At 60.1% G+C, this 19216-nt stretch carries 16 protein-coding genes and 1 tRNA gene; 6 read left to right on the forward strand and 11 right to left on the reverse strand.

The genetic code is table 11. The features are described 5' to 3' along the window. Nucleotides 1-56 precede the first annotated feature (56 nt). From ACFCW2_RS12255 to hflX, 4 genes are all read left to right on the forward strand, one after another. Complete coding sequence (locus tag ACFCW2_RS12255; RefSeq protein ID WP_379546752.1) at nucleotides 57-2297, forward strand: sensor histidine kinase; 2241 nt, start codon at nucleotides 57-59, stop codon at nucleotides 2295-2297. Between the two features lie 79 nt (nucleotides 2298-2376). Next, complete coding sequence (locus ACFCW2_RS12260; RefSeq protein ID WP_379546753.1) at nucleotides 2377-3753, forward strand: sigma-54-dependent transcriptional regulator; 1377 nt, start codon at nucleotides 2377-2379, stop codon at nucleotides 3751-3753. 143 nt (nucleotides 3754-3896) lie between these two features. Further along, nucleotides 3897-4466 (forward strand): RNA chaperone Hfq, encoded by a 570-nt coding sequence (gene hfq, locus ACFCW2_RS12265; RefSeq protein ID WP_379546754.1) that lies wholly within the window; start codon nucleotides 3897-3899, stop codon nucleotides 4464-4466. Between the two features lie 47 nt (nucleotides 4467-4513). Then, nucleotides 4514-5785, forward strand: coding sequence for a GTPase HflX (gene hflX / locus ACFCW2_RS12270; protein WP_379548979.1), 1272 nt, complete (start codon nucleotides 4514-4516; stop codon nucleotides 5783-5785). Between the two features lie 3 nt (nucleotides 5786-5788). On the opposite strand, the gene mazG is transcribed toward hflX, so the two are convergent. Beyond that, complete coding sequence (mazG, locus tag ACFCW2_RS12275) at nucleotides 5789-6550, reverse strand: nucleoside triphosphate pyrophosphohydrolase (RefSeq protein WP_379546755.1); 762 nt, start codon at nucleotides 6548-6550, stop codon at nucleotides 5789-5791. A 129-nt stretch (nucleotides 6551-6679) separates the two neighbouring features. Here mazG and ACFCW2_RS12280 point away from each other — a divergent pair, with 129 nt between their 5' ends. Further along, nucleotides 6680-9946 carry an amidohydrolase family protein gene (locus ACFCW2_RS12280; RefSeq protein ID WP_379546756.1) on the forward strand — a complete coding sequence of 1089 codons (3267 nt, stop codon included), beginning with the start codon at nucleotides 6680-6682 and terminating at the stop codon, nucleotides 9944-9946. Between the two features lie 127 nt (nucleotides 9947-10073). Here ACFCW2_RS12280 and ACFCW2_RS12285 read toward each other — a convergent pair whose 3' ends face one another. The 9 genes from ACFCW2_RS12285 to ACFCW2_RS12325 form a co-directional block, all read right to left on the reverse strand. After that, nucleotides 10074-10241 carry a hypothetical protein gene (locus tag ACFCW2_RS12285; protein ID WP_379546757.1) on the reverse strand — a complete coding sequence of 56 codons (168 nt, stop codon included), beginning with the start codon at nucleotides 10239-10241 and terminating at the stop codon, nucleotides 10074-10076. After that, nucleotides 10238-11005, reverse strand: coding sequence for an MBL fold metallo-hydrolase (locus ACFCW2_RS12290; RefSeq protein WP_379546759.1), 768 nt, complete (start codon nucleotides 11003-11005; stop codon nucleotides 10238-10240). The genes ACFCW2_RS12285 and ACFCW2_RS12290 overlap by 4 nt, the downstream gene beginning before the upstream one ends. Further along, entirely contained in the window at nucleotides 11002-11778 is a 777-nt protein-coding gene (locus tag ACFCW2_RS12295; RefSeq protein WP_379546760.1) for a TatD family hydrolase, read from the reverse strand. The genes ACFCW2_RS12290 and ACFCW2_RS12295 overlap by 4 nt, the downstream gene beginning before the upstream one ends. Next, nucleotides 11778-13337, reverse strand: coding sequence for a methionine--tRNA ligase (metG, locus tag ACFCW2_RS12300; RefSeq protein WP_379546761.1), 1560 nt, complete (start codon nucleotides 13335-13337; stop codon nucleotides 11778-11780). Before metG ends, ACFCW2_RS12295 begins: the two co-directional genes overlap by 1 nt. After that, on the reverse strand, nucleotides 13330-14280 hold the full coding sequence (locus tag ACFCW2_RS12305; protein WP_379546762.1) for a DNA polymerase III subunit delta': 951 nt from the start codon (nucleotides 14278-14280) through the stop codon (nucleotides 13330-13332). The genes metG and ACFCW2_RS12305 overlap by 8 nt, the downstream gene beginning before the upstream one ends. Further along, complete coding sequence (gene tmk / locus ACFCW2_RS12310) at nucleotides 14277-14912, reverse strand: dTMP kinase (protein WP_379546763.1); 636 nt, start codon at nucleotides 14910-14912, stop codon at nucleotides 14277-14279. Before tmk ends, ACFCW2_RS12305 begins: the two co-directional genes overlap by 4 nt. Beyond that, the gene (locus ACFCW2_RS12315) at nucleotides 14909-15949 is read right to left on the reverse strand and encodes a D-alanyl-D-alanine carboxypeptidase family protein (RefSeq protein ID WP_379546765.1); all 1041 of its coding nucleotides are present in this window, start codon (nucleotides 15947-15949) and stop codon (nucleotides 14909-14911) included. Before ACFCW2_RS12315 ends, tmk begins: the two co-directional genes overlap by 4 nt. Nucleotides 15950-16096: 147 nt before the next feature. After that, nucleotides 16097-17290: an SPOR domain-containing protein gene (locus ACFCW2_RS12320; protein ID WP_379546767.1), complete on the reverse strand. Its 1194-nt coding sequence runs from the start codon at nucleotides 17288-17290 to the stop codon at nucleotides 16097-16099. Continuing rightward, nucleotides 17274-18293, reverse strand: a complete 1020-nt coding sequence (locus ACFCW2_RS12325) for a lytic murein transglycosylase (protein WP_379546769.1) — start codon at nucleotides 18291-18293, stop codon at nucleotides 17274-17276. The genes ACFCW2_RS12320 and ACFCW2_RS12325 overlap by 17 nt, the downstream gene beginning before the upstream one ends. Before the next feature lie 124 nt (nucleotides 18294-18417). Here ACFCW2_RS12325 and ACFCW2_RS12330 point away from each other — a divergent pair. After that, nucleotides 18418-18507, forward strand: a tRNA-Ser gene (locus ACFCW2_RS12330). A gap of 86 nt (nucleotides 18508-18593) precedes the next feature. On the opposite strand, the gene ACFCW2_RS12335 is transcribed toward ACFCW2_RS12330, so the two are convergent. Then, nucleotides 18594-19208 carry a hypothetical protein gene (locus tag ACFCW2_RS12335; protein ID WP_379546771.1) on the reverse strand — a complete coding sequence of 205 codons (615 nt, stop codon included), beginning with the start codon at nucleotides 19206-19208 and terminating at the stop codon, nucleotides 18594-18596. Nucleotides 19209-19216: the final 8 nt, after the last annotated feature.

Here is a 19216-nt window from a genome sequence, read left to right on the forward strand (position 1 = left end):
ATCTACTTGCGCAAAAGCCACACCACTGTTGTAACTGCGCAACGATGGAAGCTTCAATGAACCCGTCCGACAATCGGAGCCCGCGCTGGATGCGCCGGTTCGTGGTTGCGTCGCGGCGTGCAAATTTTTTCCTCGTGCTCGAGCTGGTAACGCTCGCGGCACTCGGCACAATGATCGCGACCACCTGGCTGGCTTTCGACAGAGCGCCGCCGGACGGGCAGCTGCTTCCAACCCAGCAGGTCGCAACCTTGCTGATCGGGACAATGATCCCCGCGATGGGCTTGCTTGTGCTGATCGGGCGCAGGCTCGCGTTGAAACGCGCCGCTGGCAGCACGGCGCGCCTGCATGTCAGACTGGTTTTTCTTTTCTCGTTGATCGCCGCAGTGCCCACACTGCTGGTGGCCGGTTTTGCCGCCGTCCTGTTTCAATCGGGGGTCGATTTCTGGTTCTCGGGCAATTCGCGCGGATTGATGGAGAACGCGAACGAGCTGGCGCGCGGCTACTACGAACAGAACCAGCTGGAAGTGGCGAACGAGACGGTCACCATGGCTGGCGATCTGCGTTTCTATTTCTCGCGGGCCGACCGTCTGGACCTGACCAACAACGAATTCCTGGAAGACTTCAGCTACCAAATGCAGGGTCGCGAAATCAACGAATCGGCGGTGCTTCAGGCTTTCCCGGACGGCTCGCTCACCACGGCAGCTGCATTCAATCTGCGCGAGGATTCGAACCCGGCAGAACGCGGTCAGCTCGCATTGGAAATGTTCGCCAATGACGAGCCGGTCGCCGTGTTTGCGGACGCAACCCGGATCGAAGCCGTTGCGCCTATCGATACCGAGCGCGGCATCTATCTCTACAATGCGCGCAACTCGCAGGCCTTGTCGTTCAGCCAGTGGGAGCGGGCCAGTTCGGTTGTCTCCCAGTACGACGTTTTGACCAGCAGAGCGCGTGCGTTGCAATTGCGATTTAATCTGGCGCTCTTCTTCGTGAGTCTCTTTCTCGTTGGCCTCGCAGTGTGGTTTGCGCTGCGTTTCGCAGACCGGCAGGTGGAACCGCTAACCGATTTGGTTGCAGCCGCTCGGCAGGTGGGGGCAGGCAATTTCGCATTGCGCGTAGAAGGCCGCAGGGGCGCCGATGAAATCGGGCTGCTCAACCGCGCATTCAACCGGATGACGGCCCAGATCGAATCCCAGACCGATGATCTGAAGGCGGCCAACCTTCAGCTTGATGACCGACGCAGCTTTATGGAAGCTCTTCTGGAATCGATCACGGCCGGGATCATATCTGTCGACCCAATTGGCAATGTGCTGCTGATGAACGGCTCTGCCCAGTCGCTGCTGCTTCCGCGCGGCGTCCAGTCGGCGGAGGGACTTTCGCTCGACAGTCTGGCACCGCAGATGAGCGCGCTGGTGCAATCGGGCATTGGGCAGGGCGTGGTCAGCTTCGACAAGGGCGAGGAGATCGTCACACTGGCTGTGAAGGTCGCGCCGGCTGCTGGCGGGTTCGTGATCACATTCGAGGACATCACACGGCAATTGCTCGACCAGCGACAGGCCGCATGGTCCGACGTTGCGCGGCGGATTGCGCATGAAATCAAAAACCCGCTGACGCCAATTCAGTTGGCGACAGAACGGCTGAAACGCCGGTATCGCCGCCAGATCGAGCTGGATGGCGACCTGTTCGATGAACTCACCAACACCATCGTGCGCCAAGTCGGCCAGCTGCGCACGATGGTCGACGAATTTTCCAGCTTTGCGCGTTTGCCGAAGCCCGTCTTCCGGCAGGAGGATGCCCGCGATCTGGTGCGGCAATCGCTGTTCTTGCAGGAAGTCGCACATCCGGAGATCGATTTTGTCTTGCGCTCCGATGGGACCAACGAGGACGGGGGGGATGCCGGAGAAGAAATCGACATTGCCTGCGACCGGCATCAATTCGCGCAGGCGATGACCAACGTGCTGAAGAACGCCGGAGAGGCTGTGGAGGCACGGCTAGCAGGCGCCGAGCCCGATTTTCGCGGGAAGATCAGCGTCACTCTCGCTTCGGATGATAGGTGGGTCGACATCGCGGTCGAGGACAACGGGATTGGCCTGCCGCAGGAAAGCGAGAGCCTGCTCGAACCCTATGTGACCACGCGTGAAAAGGGCACCGGACTGGGCCTCGCCATCGTCAACAAGATCGTTGAGGAACATGGCGGGGTGATGAGTTTTGGCCGCGCAGAACACGGTGATACCGGAACCCGCGTATCGATGCGCTTTGCTCGCAATCCGGCCGTTTCCGACCGTGAGGCCGCCGAATGATCTTGCAACCGTGCCTCCGCGATTGCGCAGAACCCCACGCACCGAAATTGACACGTCAAAACCTAAGGAAACCCGCCTGATGGCCCTCGAAATTCTGGTAGTCGATGACGAAAAGGATATTCGCGATCTTGTGTCGGGAGTGCTGAGCGACGAAGGCTTCGAGTGCCGCACCGCCGGAGACAGCACGACCGCATTGGAAATGATCGACGAGCGCCGGCCGAGCCTCGTGCTGCTCGATGTCTGGCTCCACGGCAGCAAAATGGACGGTCTCGAAGTGCTTGATGCGATCAAGAGTCGGGAGCCCGAACTGCCGGTGATCATTTTTTCCGGCCACGGCAATATCGACACGGCCGTTGCGGCAGTGTCGCGCGGGGCGATGGATTTTCTGGAGAAGCCATTCGAGGCCGAACGCCTGTTGATGCTGGTCGGGCGTGCCACCGAGACAGAGCAGTTGCGGCGCGAGAATATCCGCCTGCGCGAGGGCATGACGGCGAGCGACGAGTTCACCGGTAACTCCACGGCCATCAACCAGGTGCGCGCCACGCTGAAGCGAGTGGCCAATACGGGCAGCCGCGTTTTGGTGACTGGTCCGGCAGGAGCGGGCAAGGAAGTTGCCGCGCGCCTGCTTCATGGGTGGAGCCCGCGTTCAGGACATGCCTTCGTGACGGTCAACTCGGCGCGAATTACGTCCGACAGGTTCGAGCATGAGCTGTTTGGCGAGGAAGCCGACGGCAAACTGGTGCGTGCCGGCCTGCTTGAAAAGGCTGATGGAGGAACGCTCTATCTCGATGAAGTGGCCGACATGCCGCTGGCGACACAGGCGCGTATCTTGCGTGTGCTGACGGAGCAGAGTTTCGTCCGGGTCGGCGGATCGCGGCAGATCGGTGTTGATGTCCGCGTGGTTTCTTCCAGCTCGCGCGATTTGCAGAAAGAGATTGAGGAAAAGCGCTTCAGAGAAGACTTGTTCTACAGATTGAATGTCGTCCCGGTGACGATTCCGTCACTCGCGGAAAGGCGCGATGACGTGCCTGCTTTGGCGGAGCATTTCTTCACCCGCTATGCTTCCGAGCAGGGCATCCGCGCTCCTGTTATCACGCAAGAGGCTATGGCGGCCCTGCAGGCCTATGAATGGCCCGGAAATGTGCGGCAATTGCGCAATGTCGTCGAGCGGACGGTCATATTGTCTCCGCGCGACCGGATGGAGGAAGTGCAGCCCGACATGCTCCCTGCGGAGGTAACCAGCGGCAAGATTGGCGGAGGGACGGGCATGTCCAGCATGATGGGTGTGCCGCTACGCGAAGCCCGGGAAAACTTCGAACGCGAGTATCTGGGCATCCAGATCCGCCGCTTTTCCGGCAATATATCCAAGACGGCCAGTTTTATCGGCATGGAACGCTCTGCGCTTCATCGCAAATTGAAACTTTTGGGGATGACTGACCGCAAGAATAGCGATTAGAAGGAATTCGGAACCGTCGCATTAGTGTAATGGTTCTTACTTACGACCGTCCGGACCAATTGGTTCGGCGAACCGGAAGCGCCTTGAGCGCGACCAGAATGCGGACTGCACAAGCAGGCGCCAAAAACAAAGGACACGGCAAAATGTCGGACGGAAGAACTTTAAGCGCACGCCCAAGAGCCCCTGAAAAACAGCCTGCCGAGGATGGCGGGAAAAGCGGGGGCGGACAGAAATCTGCAAAGAACGGCAATTTGCAGGACGTTTTCCTGAACAAGCTTCGCCGCGACAAGACCCCGGTCACCGTCTTTCTGGTGAAGGGCGTGAAGCTGCAGGGCATTGTCACATGGTTTGACAATTTCTCCATGCTGCTTCGCCGGGATGGGCAGTCGCAGCTTGTCTACAAGCATGCGATCAGCACGATCATGCCGGGGCCAGCGATCGATCCGGATCAGTTCGCCAGCCAGGCAGGAAACCGGAAACAACGCCTGCTGCAGGATGTCTTTCTGGCCAAGGTCAGCGATGCGGAAGTGCAAGTAACGATGTTTCTCGTGAACGGAGTGATGCTGCAGGGACGGATCGCCGCGTATGATCCGTTCTGCGTCATGCTGGAGCGCGATGGATATGTGCAGCTGGCCTACAAGCATGCGATTTCGACCGTGCAGCCTGCAGAAAATGTCGATTTTTCCGATGATTATGATGGCGACGACAGCTGAGCTTTCTTGACGACGAACGCGAAGAGGTAACGCGCGGCGGGCGCACACTGGTCGTGTGCCCCGACATCCGCTCAATTGCCTATGACCTCGACGCCGAGGCGCGTCTGGCAGAGGCCTGCGGGCTGGCGCTCGCGATCGGACTTGTTGTCGCCGAGAGCTTCGTTCTGCCCGTCCGCGACGTGAAGCCGAATACGTTGTTCGGGGCAGGTCAAGTCGATCGGATCAAAACCGATTGCGAGCTGCACGAGGCCGAACTGGTCGTCGTCGACGGCGCTCTCAGCCCGATCCAGCAGCGCAACCTCGAAGAGAAACTGGGCCGCAAGGTCATCGACCGTACCGGCCTTATCCTCGAAATTTTCGGTGAACGCGCTGCCACGGCCGAAGGGCGCCTGCAGGTCGAACTTGCACATCTCGATTATCAGCAAAGCCGCCTTGTTCGCAGCTGGACACACCTTGAGCGGCAGCGCGGCGGCTTTGGCTTCCTTGGCGGGCCGGGCGAGACCCAGATCGAGGCCGACCGGCGGATGATCCGTCAGCGGATGGGGCGCTTGCGGCGTGAACTGGAGCAGGTTCGCAAGACGCGAACTCTCCACCGTGATCGCCGTGGCCGTGCGCCCTGGCCGGTCATTGCTTTGGTCGGCTACACCAATGCCGGCAAGTCGACCTTGTTCAATCACCTGACGGGTGAGGAGGTTATGGCGGAGGACCTGCTCTTCGCTACTCTCGATCCGACGATGCGCGCTATCGGTTTGCCGGGCGTCGAGAAGGCCATCCTGTCCGACACAGTCGGTTTCATTTCCGATCTGCCGACCCAATTGGTGGCCGCTTTTCGCGCGACGTTGGAAGAGGTGACAGGGGCGGACCTGATCCTGCATGTCCGCGATATCGCCAATGCATCCACCGAGGCCCAGAAGAAGCAGGTTCTGGATGTCCTGGCCGATCTCGATGTTATCGACCGGGAAAGTGGCGTCAGCACCATTCCGATTCTGGAAGTGTGGAACAAGTTCGACCTGCTCGAACCCGAGCGTGAGAAGGCGCTGCGCGAGGTTGCCGCGGGCCGCGATGATGTCGTCGCAGTGACCGCGTTGACGGGAGAGGGCATCGATCTGTTGGTGCACCGTCTGGGCACCGAACTCACCGCCAATGCCGTGACGCGCGAGTTCCTATTGCCGGCCAGCGATGGCCAGCGGATTGCCTGGTTACACGCGCATGGCGATGTTCTGGAAGAAGCCGATGACCGTGCAGAGGATGGCGATCCCGTCAGGCGGATCATCGTGCGGCTGAACCCCAAGGAACTTGGACAGTTCGAGACACTCTAGCGGTTAATCTGTACCGCGTTCCGTGCGTTTGACCGCATTCCAGAGCGCCTCTTGTTGATCGAGAGAGAGTGACGCGAACCGGCCTTCTGCCGCGTTTTCCATTCCGCGATACCGCCGTTCGAATTTCTCATTCGCGGCACGCAAGGCCTCCTCTGCTTGCACACCATAGGCGCGTACTAGATTGACGGCCGCAAAGAGCAGGTCGCCCGCTTCCTCTAGCCGATGATCCACGTCGGCTTCGGCCAACTCGGCCATTTCTTCTCGCACCTTCGCCGCCGGTCCTTCGGTATCGCCCCAGTCAAAACCATCGCGAGCAGCGCGTTTCTGCAGCTTCTCTGCGCGAAGCAGTGCAGGCAGGGCGCGCGCAACACCGTCCATTGCGCTTTGCGATCCCTTGGCCTCGCGCTCGGAAGCCTTCAGTTCTTCCCACCGGCGCTCGGTCATCGCGCCGCCAGCTATGCCAAAGATGTGTGGATGGCGGGCTTCCATCTTGTCCGAAATAGCGCGGGCAACGTCATCGAATTCGAACAGATTTTTCTCCTGCGCCATGCGGGCATGGAACACGACCTGGAGTAGAAGATCGCCCAGTTCCTCGCGCACTTCATCCATCGCACCGCGCTCGATCGCATCGGCGACCTCATACGCCTCTTCGATAGTGTAGGGAGCAATACTGGCGAAATCCTGCGCCAGATCCCATTCGCATCCCGTTTCGGGGTCGCGCAGGCGGGCCATGATTTCAAGCAGGCGGTCAAGTTGCTGAGGCATAGGAGGGGCTCTAGTGCCTGAGACGTTGGTCGGCCAGAGAAACGCGTTGGTCGAGTTTGCCCCCAATCCCGCCCTTGTGTCGCCGTGAAAGCTGCCGCACACAGGGCGCATCAAGGGGGAATTTCCGACATGAAGTTGATCGCCGCAGCCGCATTGGCATCCACCAGCCTGTTCGCTCTCAGCCCGGCCATGGCACAAGAGCAATCGCTCCCAACGCCCGTGCCCAGCACCGAGGTGCCCGAGAGCGAAGTGGATGGAGCGGAAACGGACGATGCCGATTGGGATGTCAACGCACCACCCGGCGCAACTATCAGGCAGGTGCCGATCAGCACGGATGAAGGCACATGGATGGATGTCGACGTGGCCCCTGATGGCCGGACCATCGCTTTCTCAATGCTCGGCGATATTTATACAATGCCGATCACGGGCGGCACCCCGACGCGCATTTCTGAAGGTCTGGCGTGGGAAGTGCATCCGCGCTTTTCGCCTGACGGCCAGCGGATAGCGTTCACTTCCGACAGGGGAGGGGGCGACAATATCTGGCTGATGGATGCGAACGGAGCCAACAAGCATCAGTTGACCAAGGAAGACTTCCGGCTTCTCAACCAGCCCAGCTGGTCGCCCGATGGCCGGTATATTGTGGCCAAGAAACATTTCACCACCGGCCGCTCGCTCGGCACCGGCGAGATCTGGCTGTATCACGTCTCCGGCGGGGGAGGGATCAAACTGGTCGAGAGACCCAGTGAAGCGCATCAGAAGGAGCTGGGCGAGCCTGTCTATGCACCCGATGGCGAGGCTATCTACTTCACGCGCAACACCACCTCCGGTCCGATTTTTGAATACGCCCAAGACTCGAACAGCGGTATCTTCGAGATCGAACGCTACGATCTCGCATCAGGCGAGCGGACCACTGCCGTGTCCGGATTTGGCGGAGCCGTGCGCCCTGCGCCATCTCCCGATAGCCAGTCGATCGCGTTCGTTCGGCGGGACAAGGACCAGTCGCAGCTCTGGGTGAAGGACATCGCCAGCGGACGCGAGCGCATGATCTATGGCGCGCTCGATATGGATGTGCAGGAGACCTGGGCCGTCACCGGCGTCTATCCTAATATGGACTGGACGCCCGACAGTTCCGCCGTCGTATTCTGGGCCGGCGGCAAGTTGCGCCGGGTGAATGCAGATGGGACAGCTGCGCGTGAAATCCCGTTCCGGGTGAACGATACGCGCGGCATTGCCGACGCGCCGCACCCGGTCATCCCGGTTGCGCCCGACACGTTTGAAACCTCGATCCCCCGCTTCTCGACCCTGTCGCCTGACGGTCGGCGGGTCGTTTTCGAGACGATGGGCAAGCTCTATGTAAAGAACACCGCAGGCGGCGCACCCCGGCGGCTGACGAATAGCGGCGACGCGCTGGAACTGTTCCCGGCCTTCAGCCGCGACGGCCGCAAAATGGCTTATGTCCGATGGACCGACGAGGGCCTGGGCGAGATCATAGTGGCTGATGGCAATGGCAGCGGCGGGCGCAGTATTACCAGCCAGCCGGGCCATTACGCCAACCCGCAATTCTCGCCAGACGGATCGACAATCGTCTTCGAGAAGCGGGAAGGGGGCTTCCTCAATTCGCCCGACTATTCCGAGAACCCGGGCGTCTATCGCATCCCGGCCAGCGGCGGCGCACCGAAGCTGATTGCCCGCGATACAGGAAGCCCGCAATTCGGAGCGGATAATGACCGGCTGTTCATGTTGGCGCGCGAAGGCGGCGATTTGCAGCTGATCAGCTCCGATTTGTCCGGTGAAGCCCGCCGGGTCCATGCCAAGGGCGATCTGGTGAACGATTTCCGGTTATCGCCGGACGGTCTGCATTTCGCTTTTCGTCAGAATTACGAAGCGTTCGTGATGCCGCTGATGCCGGGCGGGCAAGCCGTCAGCGTCAGCGAGAAAGGCGGGGCGCTGCCGGTTACCAAAGTGAGCGATGGCGGCGCGGATTACATTGGATGGACGCGGGGTGGCGACACGCTTTACTGGTCGATGGGGCCGACGCTTTATCGTGCATCCAGCTCTGCGCTATTCGCCAATTCGCTCGGTGACGAGACCGCGAAGTTCACTCCGCCGACCAGCGGTATTTCGCTGGGTATGACCATGCGCGCGGACAAACCTTCGGGCGCCACCGCCATCACCGGCGCGCGCATCCTGTCCATGGCCGGCGAGGGTGCAGGCGCAATCGAGAACGGCGTAATCGTGATTGAGGGCGATCGGATTGCTGCGATCGGTTCCGTGTCAGACGTGCCTGTCCCTGCCGGGGCGCGGATCATCGATGCGTCGGGTAAAACGATTATGCCGGGGCTGGTCGATGCCCATGCGCATGGACCGCAGGGCCGGGGCGATTTGATCCCGCAACAAAACTGGGTGCAGGTCCAGCAGTTGGCGATGGGCACCACGACGATCCATGATCCCAGTTCGAGCGCCAGCATGATCTTCGCTGCAGCGGAGCGCCAGCGGGCCGGACAGCTTCTTTCGCCACGCATCTTCTCGACCGGCGAGATTGTCTACGGGGCGAAGGCGGCCAGCGTTTACGCTCGTGTCGATAGCTACGACGATGCGTTAGCGCATGTCCGCCGGTTAAAGTCGCAGGGCGGCATTTCGGTAAAGAACTACAACCAACCAAGGCGCGAGCAACGCCAGCAGGTCGCTCTTGCTGCAGCGGCTGAGAACATGCTGGTCGTGGCCGAAGGTGGCTCGCTGTTCGGCATGGACATGAACCTGGTGGCCGACGGTAATTCGACGGTCGAGCACAATGTGCCGGTTGATGTTATGTATGAAGATGTTCTGCAGTTCTTCGGGCAGTCGCAGACAAACTATACGCCGACGCTCACGGTCACTTATGGCGGTCTCGCCGGTGATCCGTATTGGCGGCAAGCTACTGATGTGTTTGATAACCCCTTGCTGGTTCACACGCCGCCTAAGCAATTGTTGGCTGCGACAGCGCGTCGGACGAAAGCGCCGGATTGGGCTTTCGTCGATGACAATGCCGCGCGTGAGGCGAAGAAACTTGCCGATCGCGGTGTGAAAGTGAGCATCGGCGCCCACGGACAACAAGCCGGCATCGCTGCGCATTGGGAAATGTGGAGCTTTGCCCGTGGCGGTATGTCGCCGATTGAGGCGCTACGAGCCGGGACTATCGAACCTGCCAGATCGCTTGGGATGGATCGTGACATCGGCAGTCTGGAAGTCGGCAAGCTCGCGGATCTGATCGTTCTGAATGCAGACCCCAGCGCCGATATCCGCAATTCCGACAAGATCGACCGCGTGATGCTTGGTGGCCGGCTATACGATGCGCGGACAATGAATGAGGTTGAGACCGGCGATACGCAGCGGCGCGCTTACTGGTGGGAGAATTAAGCGGAGAGGTTCGCTTGCGGGTAGCGAAGAGGGGCCTGCTTTGGCACTCGCTTCACTGAGATATCGGAATGATAATATATATTATGTTAAGTAAAGCAGCGCCAGCTAGGACGCAGCCACCCCTTCGCTAGCGCACTATCGAGAAGACCAGATACACTGTGGCAAAGATCACGGCCCAGATAAACGCAAGGCGCAGACCTTCTTTCCATTCGAACTTGTAAGACGCGAGCGCACCGACGGCGAGCACTAGCCAGCCAAGCAAAGCCACAATCTGGACCGTGTCGAACTCGTTCATATTGTCATCTCCAGACCATCATAGCCGACAGTCACATGGCTTGGCACTTCGTCGCACAATGTCTGGTAGTCCATGCTCTTGTCCAGATGCGTGAGAACGATGCGCTTGGCTTTGCATTTTGCGCCGAGCTCTAGCGCCATATCCAGATGCGCGTGAGTCGGATGCGGTCGACGGCGCAAACAGTCGCTCACCAGTATGTCTACACCTTTGAACACGCGGATCATGTCGGATGTGATCTCGCTGAAATCTGTCGCATAACCGATTGCTTCTCCGTCTCTTTCGAAACGGAAGGCGGTGCTCTTGGCGGGGCCATGCGGCATTTTACACCATTCGACACCAAAACCGGCAAACATCCGCAAATTGTCGAGTGTCTGCAGCTCCACGACGGTGGGATAGCCAAATTGCCCTGCGAAGATGTAGTCAAACCGGGCCTTCAGGCGGCGCGCTGTTTCTTCGGTTGCAAAGCCGGGAATCGGGTTCGACCGGCCATATCGCAGCCCGCGCAGATCATCGATGCCGTGGCAGTGATCGGCATGATCGTGCGTCCAGAACACCGCATCCAGCTTGTCGATCCGGTTGGTCAGCAGCTGGTGGCGCAGATCGGTCGCGGTATCGACCAAAAGACGCTCGCCGCCGGGTCCTTCGACAATGATGGACACCCGGGTGCGCCGGTTGCGCGGCTCACCGGGATCGCAAGCGCCCCAATCATTACCGACGCGCGGGACACCCGACGACGTCCCGGAGCCGAGCATCAGAAGTTTCACGCAGCGGTCCGGCTGAACAGTGCATGGAAATTGTGTGTTGTGCGCTCGGCCAGCTCCTCGAACGATTCCCCACGCAATTCAGCGAGGAATTCCGCGGTATTGCGCACGAATGCCGGCTCACACGGTTTGCCGCGATGCGGAACGGGCGACAGGAACGGGCTGTCAGTTTCTACCAGCAGCCGGTCTGCAGGGATATCTGCCGCAACTGCCTGCAAATCTTTGGCGTTCTTGAAAGTTACAATACCTGAGATGGAGATAGACAATCCCATATCGAGTACCTTGCGTCCGAAATTGGCAGACGCCGTAAAGCAATGGATCAGCGCGGGAAAAGCGCCCTTTTCCTTCTCGTCTGCAAGTATGGCGGCGGTGTCGTCCTCCGCATCGCGGGTATGGATAATGAGAGGTAAACCCGTTTCGCGTGCCACCCCGATATGCATTCTGAACAGCTCCTGCTGCACCTGCCGGTCGGACTTGTCGTAATAATAGTCGAGCCCCGTCTCGCCAATGCCGACCACCCGATCCGCTTCGGCTGCTTCGATGAGAATGTCGCGGCCCAGATTTTCATGCGCGTCTGCCTCGTGCGGGTGGATGCCCACGCTGGCCCAGACATCGCTCTCGCGCTGCGCGGTGCCGACAACGCGGTCCCATTCGCTGTGGCGGGTGGAGATGTTGAGGAAGCCCCCTACCCCGGCGTCGCGTGCGCGCTGCAAGACAGCTTCTTGGTTCTCGACCAAGCCGTCATATTCCAGGTGGCAATGGCTATCGATCAGCATCAGGCGGCTTCTTCTTCGGGCATTTCGAGACGCGGAAAAATCGGTGTCGGCTTTTCGACAAGGTGTCCGGCATCCACCAGTGCATCGAACCAGGATTCGTTCGTCAGATCCGCATAATCGCGCTCGTCCGCTGCAGCTCCCAGCTGATCAAGAACAGCGTTCGCCTTGGCAGGGACCACGGGTTGGATCGCAATGGCGAGATCACGGATGGCGAGAAACAGAGTCTGGAGCACCGCCTTCATCCGCTCCGGATCGGTCTTCTTAAGCCCCCAAGGTGCTTGTTCGTCGACATACTGATTGCAGGCGTAGACCGCCTTGATCCATTCCTCGATCCCCGCAGAGAATGCCAGCTTCTCAAACGCATCGGGCAGCCCGTTGCGGCAAGCTTCGCGCACGGTCTCGAGGAGCGTTTTGTCGTCTTCCACAAGATCGAAAGCCTCGAGCTTCCCGTCCATATTTTTGGAAATCATGGACAATGTCCGCTGCGCCAGATTTCCAAAGCTGTTGGCCAATTCTGCGTTGCACCGGGTGACGATGGCTTCAGCAGAATAGCTGCCATCCTGACCGAACGCGATTTCGCGCATCAGGAAATAGCGCAGATTGTCGACTCCGAAGCGCTCCGCCAGCTCACTGGGATCCGTCACGTTGCCCAGCGACTTGCTTTCCTTCTGCCCGCGATTGAGCAGGAAACCATGCCCGAAGACCTGCTTCGGAAGCGGCAAATCGGCACTCATCAGGAAGGCGGGCCAATATACTGTGTGGAAACGGACAATATCCTTGCCAATCAGATGCAGACTGGCAGGCCAGAACTTGGCGTAATCTTCTGTTTTATCGGGATAACCAAGACCGGTCAGGTAGTTGGTCAGCGCATCGACCCAGACATACATCACGTGGGCTTCGCTGCCGGGAACCTTCACGCCCCAGTCAAAGCTCGTCCGGCTAACAGATAGATCGCGTAAACCACCGGAAACAAACGAGATCATCTCATTGCGGCGGCTTTCCGGCTCGAGGAAACCCGGGGTTTTCAGTAGCGTGAGCAATTGGTCCTGATATTTCGACAGGCGGAAGAACCACGTCTCTTCCTCGGTCCATTCCACCGGCGTCGATTGGGGCGACAGCTTCTCTCCACCCTCCCCCTCGATCAACTCGCTTTCATCGTAATAGGCTTCGTCGCGGACGGAATACCACCCCTCGTAGCGATCCAAATAAAGGTCGCCCTTCGCTTCCATCGCTTGCCAGATGGCCTGGCTGGCGCGGTGGTGGTCCTGGTCAGTGGTACGGATGAACCGGTCGTAGGTAATGTCCAGCTGTTCGAACAGATCGCGAAATGCGCCGCTCATCTCGTCAGCCAGCGCGCGCGGCGTAATGCCCAGATCGCGCGCCTTCTGCGCCATTTTCAGCCCGTGTTCGTCGGTCCCGGTCTGGAAGCGTACCTCTCGTCCTTGCAGGCGGTGGAAACGGGCCAGAACGTCGGCAGCAATCGTCTCGTAAGCATGGCCGATATGCGGCTTGCCGTTGGGATAATGGATTGCGGTGGTGATGTAATAGGGATCAGACATTGGCGCTGCTCCTATTGCCCGCGACCGATGCGAGCAAGCCGCCGATTTCCATCACCAGAAAGTTTGCATCGAAATTGTAGATCGGAGCCTGCGCAGCAAGCTCCACCAGATCTGAATGAGCATCGGCAAGTTTGGCCAGGTCTTCGCGGGGCGTATCGGTCATCCTGTCGGTCAGGATCGCGCGGGAAAGATCGAACAGGACGCTCTGGCGTTCGCGATCCGGGCGCGTTCCGATAGCGGCCGAGAGCGCACCGCGCAGCGTAAAATCACGGTCGCCCTCATGCGCTATACGGCGCAGCAACTGGTCGATTTTGCCCATGTCATGTTTCAGGTAGGACAGCGCCATCCCCGGTGATCCTCCGGCGGCATGCACCGCCGCCTCACGAAGCTCGGCCTGCGTTTCGGGCGATTGATCGGCGACAGCGGCGTGGATTGCTGCATCCTCCACCGGAGCAAACCGGAGAATCCGGCAGCGCGAGCGAATGGTGGGAAGGAGCCGCGAAGGCCGATGGGCAATCAGAAAGATTGTGCTGCCTGCCGGTGGCTCTTCCAGTGTTTTGAGCAGAGCGTTTGACGCTGCGGTCTCCATGTCGTCTGCCGGGTCGATGATGATCGCGCGATTATCGCCCATCGTTGGCCGCGTGTTTAGTCGGCGCTGCATCGCGCGTATCTGGTCGATCTTGATATTGCGGGCCCGTTCATATGGTTTGCCGTCGGCCTTCTTGCGGGCTTCCTTGTCGTCCTTCGGCGGATGGTCGAGCAACAGGATATCGGGGTGGTCCCCCTCACCCGTATCCCCGACCAGATCGCGTGCAGCGGCTTGAGCAAAGGCGCGCTTCTCCAGCCCGCGCTTGCCCGCGAGTATCCAGCCGTGATGCATTCGCGCGCCTTGTCGCGCCTCACGCCATTCGGACCATGCTGGTGTCGAGCGGGGATTTTTCATGCGGCAGCCAGCAATGGCTCGAGCGCGGCCATGATGCGATCATGTACCGCGTCCGGCCCGGCATCACCATCAATGACGACGAAACCTCCCGGATCACGCTCGGCAAGCTCCAGAAATGTCTGGCGGACGGCTGCGTGATATTCAGTGCCCCTGCCCCCGATCGCATCGCTGTTGCCGGCATCCCGCTCGGCCAAGCGTGCAGCCGTTACTTCTGCCGGTACGTCGATCAGGACCGTGCAGTCAGGGCGCAATCCGCGTGAGCCGATTTGGTGGAGCGCGGTTATTGTCTCGTCGCCAAGACCACCTGCCCCGCCCTGATAGGCACGGCTTGAATCGACGAAGCGATCACAAATGACCCAACGCCCAGCCTCGAGAGACGGCTCAATGCGTGTTATGACATGATCTGAACGCGCGGCCGCGAATAACAATGCTTCGGCCTGGGCACCCCAGCCTTCACCCGGTGGATCCAGCAGCATTGTGCGGATCGCCTCGGCACCCGGAGTACCGCCCGGTTCGCGCGTGATGTCTGTGGCTATGCCGCGCTTTGCCAATGCCTCGGCCAGCAGCCGGCATTGGGTGGACTTACCCGTTCCCTCCCCGCCTTCGAGCGCGATAAATTTGCCCCGGCTCATGAGAACAGCGATCCAAAGGCATTGCCGATACGGCCTAGAAATGTCGCCTGTTCGACCGAGTCCGTAGCAACTAGTGGCACATTGGTCAGCGGCAAGCCGTCAACCGCTATCCTGAGCTTGGCAATCTCGTCACCTTTCGCGATGGGCGCATGGACCGGCCCGCGATAGACGACCGAAACCTTCACCTCGGCAGCGCTGTCCTTTGGCACAGCGATCCGGATCGGACCGGCGGCAGCCAAGCCCACTTCGCCCACGGCGCCATCTTGAACCTGCGCTACTCCTACGCGCGCACCGCGTCTGTATAGCAAACGGCTGTCGAAAGCATTGAACCCCCACTCGATGAATTCGCGTGCAGCGCGGTCGCGGATCGATTCCCGCGCGGCCCCCGCCACGACCATGATAAGACGGCGGCCATCCCGCTCTGCGGTACCGAGAAAACCGTAACCGGCCTGATTGGTAAAGCCCGTTTTAAAGCCGTCGGCCCCTTCCACGATGCCGCTGATGGGATCATGGTTTTCCTGTGCGATCCCGTTGAATTCCATTCCGCGATGGCCGAAATAACGCCGGAACTTGGATGGGTGACGCGTAAGAATTGCCTTTGCCAATGTGGTCAGATCGCGCGCCGTGCTGAACGTATATCCCTGATCCGGCCAGCCATTAGGTGTGCCGAACCGGCTGTCCCGCATGCCGATGGCCTGAGCGTTGGCGTTCATCGCCTTAATCCAGTTGGCGGTGGAGCCTGTCGCCCCCTCCCCCAGAACTACCGAGCCGTCATTGGCGGAAATCGTCGTGATGCCCATCAGCAATTGATCGACCGGGATCACGTCTCCGCGGCCCACAAACATGCTGGAGCCCTTGCCGCTCCATTCTTCAAAGGTGGCATCGCTGACGGTCATGCGCTGGTTTGGAACCAGCTTGCCCGACTCGAGCATTTCGAAAGCCGTATAGGCCGTCATTACCTTGGTGATGGAGGCGGGGACAAAGCGGCGATTGGCTTCTCTCGCGAGCAGGGTCTGATTACTGCTCAGGTCCAGCATCAGCGCAATCGGTATTTCGTCCGCCCCGGGCGGGGCGTCTTGCGTTTGCGCGCAAAGCGGGGCCGCCGCGACCAGCGCAGCCGATGCAATCAAGTATAAGGACGTTTTGCCCAATTCCAGCCCCGCCACCGGCAGGGCCGGCGGTCTCTATCCTGAGGTGAACACTCGCGCGTCGCTATAACCGGCTGCACGGACCTTGGCGAGCGCTGCCTCGGCCTGTCCACGGGTGGCGTAGGGGCCGGTGCGGACGCGGTAGAAGCGGCCTGCCTTCCGGACGAAACCGTCAAGACGGTTGGCAGCCCGCTCGGCATTGCTCTTGCTGGAGAATGCGGCGGCCTGAATTACGAAGCCGGAATTGTCAGTTGTAACTGCCGCTGGTGCCCGCGTGGCGCGCGGTTCTGGTGCGGTGGAGGCTTGCGTTACGCGTCCCGGCAGCGAGAAATTGGCAGGCGGCGCTGCCTGCTGAGCGACGACCACCGGGCGCGGTGTCTGCGCCACCGGGGGCACGGCGCGCACTGGTGCCGACATTGCAACGCCCGTCAACGGCGGCAGCGGATAGGACCGATTGGCCGTCCGGCGATCTGCGAAGGCGCTGTCGAAGCTCTGGGCAAGTCCGCTCATGACAGGCGCTGACGCTGGTTGGCTGGGCTGCACGGCAAAATTCGCAATTGCTTGCGGAGCGGCTGATCCGCCAGCCTTGGGCATATCCCCCTGCACCATGGTCGCGCGCGCACTTTCGGCTGCGGGGGAGCGCAGGCTTGCCGAACCGGTTGCAGGCAGCTTTTCACGCAAGACTGCGACCAGAGACCTCGGCATTTCAAGGCGGTTAGGGACGGATTGGCCCGCACGCAGCTTGGCGCGCTCATGCTCCGGCGGGTTCACACGGCGCACGCGAACCGCGCCGCCTTCTCCGACGCCGATTTGCGCAGCGGCATCAGGCGAAAGGCCAACCAGCCGCGAAGCTGTCATCGGACCACGCGTGGTGACGCGGGCCAGAATTGTCGCGCCGGTATCGAGCGAAGTGATCTCGACATAGCTCGGCATCGGCAGGGTCTTGTGAGAAACGGTAATCCCGGAGCCAGCGCCCGCATCCAGCGTAGCATAGCCCACCGAATCATAGCTGAGCACATCTTCGGGAGCGTAGCGTTGGCCATCCACGGTAAACGGATCGCCCAGCACCTGGGGATAGTCTGCTGCTGGCCCGTAAGCGTCCGATTGTACCGGCATATCCGAGGCACTGGCGAGAGCGCGAGGCTCCTCGCCTCCCCGCCCGCAGGCGGCCAGAACAACACTCAGACCGAGGATCAGTCCCTTGCGAACAGCATTATCGAGCAATCTCATCAGCTAACAGCCCCACACTCATGGCGTAGTAATTGGAGCAGTTATATTCGAGGATAACTCGATAATTTGAGGTTAATAGCCATGCACGCGTGCCCGGACCGTCCGGCTGAAACAGCGAAGTCATGACGTCATCGGCAAGATATTGCTGCGGCTGAACCCCCAAATTCCGCCATTCCGAGACCGGCTTCCACTGACTGTGGCGTTCATGCACCCGGTCGCACACCGGCGCAAAAACCTCGTTATCGACCCGGTCGAAATTGAATCCGGAGGGTACCGAAGCGCGCACGCCCCATGGCTGTCCGGTGCGCCAGCCCGAATCCTGAAAGTAGCGCGCAATCGACGCGAGCGTGTCTGCACGATTGGTGAAAATGTTGGCGCGCCCGTCCCCGTCGCCATCGGTAGCGAGGCGCAGATAGACGCTCGGGAGGAATTGCGGATTGCCGAACGCTCCCGCCCAGCTGCCGATCAGTTCGCTGCGGGAATAGCCCTTGTCGGCGACTTTCATAAGCGCGACAAATTCGCTGCTGAAGAGCTCGCGGCGGCGGCCTTCCCAGGCGAGCGTGGCGAGTGAGCGGGCGAGATCGAAATTACCGCGATAAGAGCCGTAATTCGTTTCGTGGCCCCAGATCGCGATCAGGATCTCGTGCGGCACACCGTATTGGGCCTCCACCGACTGTCCGATGCTGCGCGTGGATGCAAAAGTCCGGCGTCCGTTGGCGATCCGTGTGCTGTTCACATGCGTATTGAGGTAAGGCTGCAACGCCGGGTAGCCGCTGCGTGTGGGCGAACCTGGTTGGCCCTGATCGAGCTGGATGACCCGGCTGTTTGGCGTGAGACCGGCGGTCATGCGCTGCAAGGTAGCTTCGCTCACCCCTTCAGCGCGGCTGCGCGCCATCAGGATCTGGAGATAGGCGTCGAAGGACATGTCCTGTGCGGCAGACGGCGTGACGGGCGCTGCCATGACAAAGGCAGCTGCGGCGATGAAGAGGCGCTTTACGTTCATGGCTCCGCTTGTCTCACATCCGGCATGAAGCGCCAATGACTTTCCCCGCACATACGCCCCGTTTTGGCGAGCAATTTTACCCTAGGTGACAATCGCTTCGAACGGCGCTAGCGAGCGATCCAGCGGACAGGTGGCAGAGCGGTTGAATGCACTGGTCTTGAAAACCAGCGTGCGCGCAAGCGTACCGTGGGTTCGAATCCCACCCTGTCCGCCAATTTCTACGAACCAGGTGTAGAACACCGTTCTTTGCATATCGCTTGGGATTTCAGCCTATTCCCAGTGCGAAGACGAAGCCCGCCATCACCCACGGCGGACCGGTTCAGCGCGCTGGAACACGCCAATGATGATGCATTCCATTTGAGGCCATTCGATGGTCTGCAACCCGACATTGTCATCGCGAATTATAACCTCCCCCAGCTCAACAATATCGCCGCACATGCCGGAGACTTTCAAGGTGTATGAGGTGGCGGGAAGATTGGTGAAACGAAAACTACCATCGCTCTTGATTGGCATTTCGCGCATCTTGCCAACACTATCTGTCAGGAACGCCCGGGAGCCGAATTGGTAGTAATCCGTCTGACCTGACAACTCGTAGCGGGGCGTAATACCGCTACCGTCCAGCGTGGTGCAGGAAGCGAGGGCCAATGACGCCGTTGCCCCAATTAGCGCCGCGATTCGCCGCGTTTCCCCGCTCGCGCGATTGGCCAGTTTCACAGTGCCGTCTTTGCCGATTTCAGCGCGTGCACAGATTTCCTGATCGCTATCGAGCAGCGCTTCTGCTTCCTCAAAGGTTAGTGAAGCGAGGTCGTGAATGGTCTTGTCGCATGTGCTGCAATGGCGGTTGCAACCGCGCGGCGTCATCTGGTCCCAGCGCTCTGAGCAAGGTTTTGGGAAATGCGCCTTCAGATCAGCCATGATCACTC

The sequence above is a fragment of the Qipengyuania algicola genome, assembly GCF_042492175.1.
In the GTDB taxonomy this organism is placed as follows: Bacteria; Pseudomonadota; Alphaproteobacteria; order Sphingomonadales; family Sphingomonadaceae; genus CAJXSN01.

Excerpts from the sequence above, each read along its gene's own strand:
- ACFCW2_RS12255 (WP_379546752.1), top strand. The coding sequence starts at position 57 with ATGAACCCGTCCGACAATCGGAGCCCGCGCTGGATGCGCCGGTTCGTG.
- ACFCW2_RS12260 (WP_379546753.1), top strand. The coding sequence starts at position 2,377 with ATGGCCCTCGAAATTCTGGTAGTCGATGACGAAAAGGATATTCGCGAT.
- hfq (WP_379546754.1), top strand. The coding sequence starts at position 3,897 with ATGTCGGACGGAAGAACTTTAAGCGCACGCCCAAGAGCCCCTGAAAAA.
- mazG (WP_379546755.1), bottom strand. The coding sequence starts at position 6,550 with ATGCCTCAGCAACTTGACCGCCTGCTTGAAATCATGGCCCGCCTGCGC.
- ACFCW2_RS12280 (WP_379546756.1), top strand. The coding sequence starts at position 6,680 with ATGAAGTTGATCGCCGCAGCCGCATTGGCATCCACCAGCCTGTTCGCT.
- ACFCW2_RS12285 (WP_379546757.1), bottom strand. The coding sequence starts at position 10,241 with ATGAACGAGTTCGACACGGTCCAGATTGTGGCTTTGCTTGGCTGGCTA.
- ACFCW2_RS12295 (WP_379546760.1), bottom strand. The coding sequence starts at position 11,778 with ATGCTGATCGATAGCCATTGCCACCTGGAATATGACGGCTTGGTCGAG.
- metG (WP_379546761.1), bottom strand. The coding sequence starts at position 13,337 with ATGTCTGATCCCTATTACATCACCACCGCAATCCATTATCCCAACGGC.
- ACFCW2_RS12305 (WP_379546762.1), bottom strand. The coding sequence starts at position 14,280 with ATGAAAAATCCCCGCTCGACACCAGCATGGTCCGAATGGCGTGAGGCG.
- tmk (WP_379546763.1), bottom strand. The coding sequence starts at position 14,912 with ATGAGCCGGGGCAAATTTATCGCGCTCGAAGGCGGGGAGGGAACGGGT.
- ACFCW2_RS12315 (WP_379546765.1), bottom strand. The coding sequence starts at position 15,949 with ATGCTGGACCTGAGCAGTAATCAGACCCTGCTCGCGAGAGAAGCCAAT.
- ACFCW2_RS12320 (WP_379546767.1), bottom strand. The coding sequence starts at position 17,290 with ATGAGATTGCTCGATAATGCTGTTCGCAAGGGACTGATCCTCGGTCTG.
- ACFCW2_RS12325 (WP_379546769.1), bottom strand. The coding sequence starts at position 18,293 with ATGAACGTAAAGCGCCTCTTCATCGCCGCAGCTGCCTTTGTCATGGCA.
- ACFCW2_RS12335 (WP_379546771.1), bottom strand. The coding sequence starts at position 19,208 with ATGGCTGATCTGAAGGCGCATTTCCCAAAACCTTGCTCAGAGCGCTGG.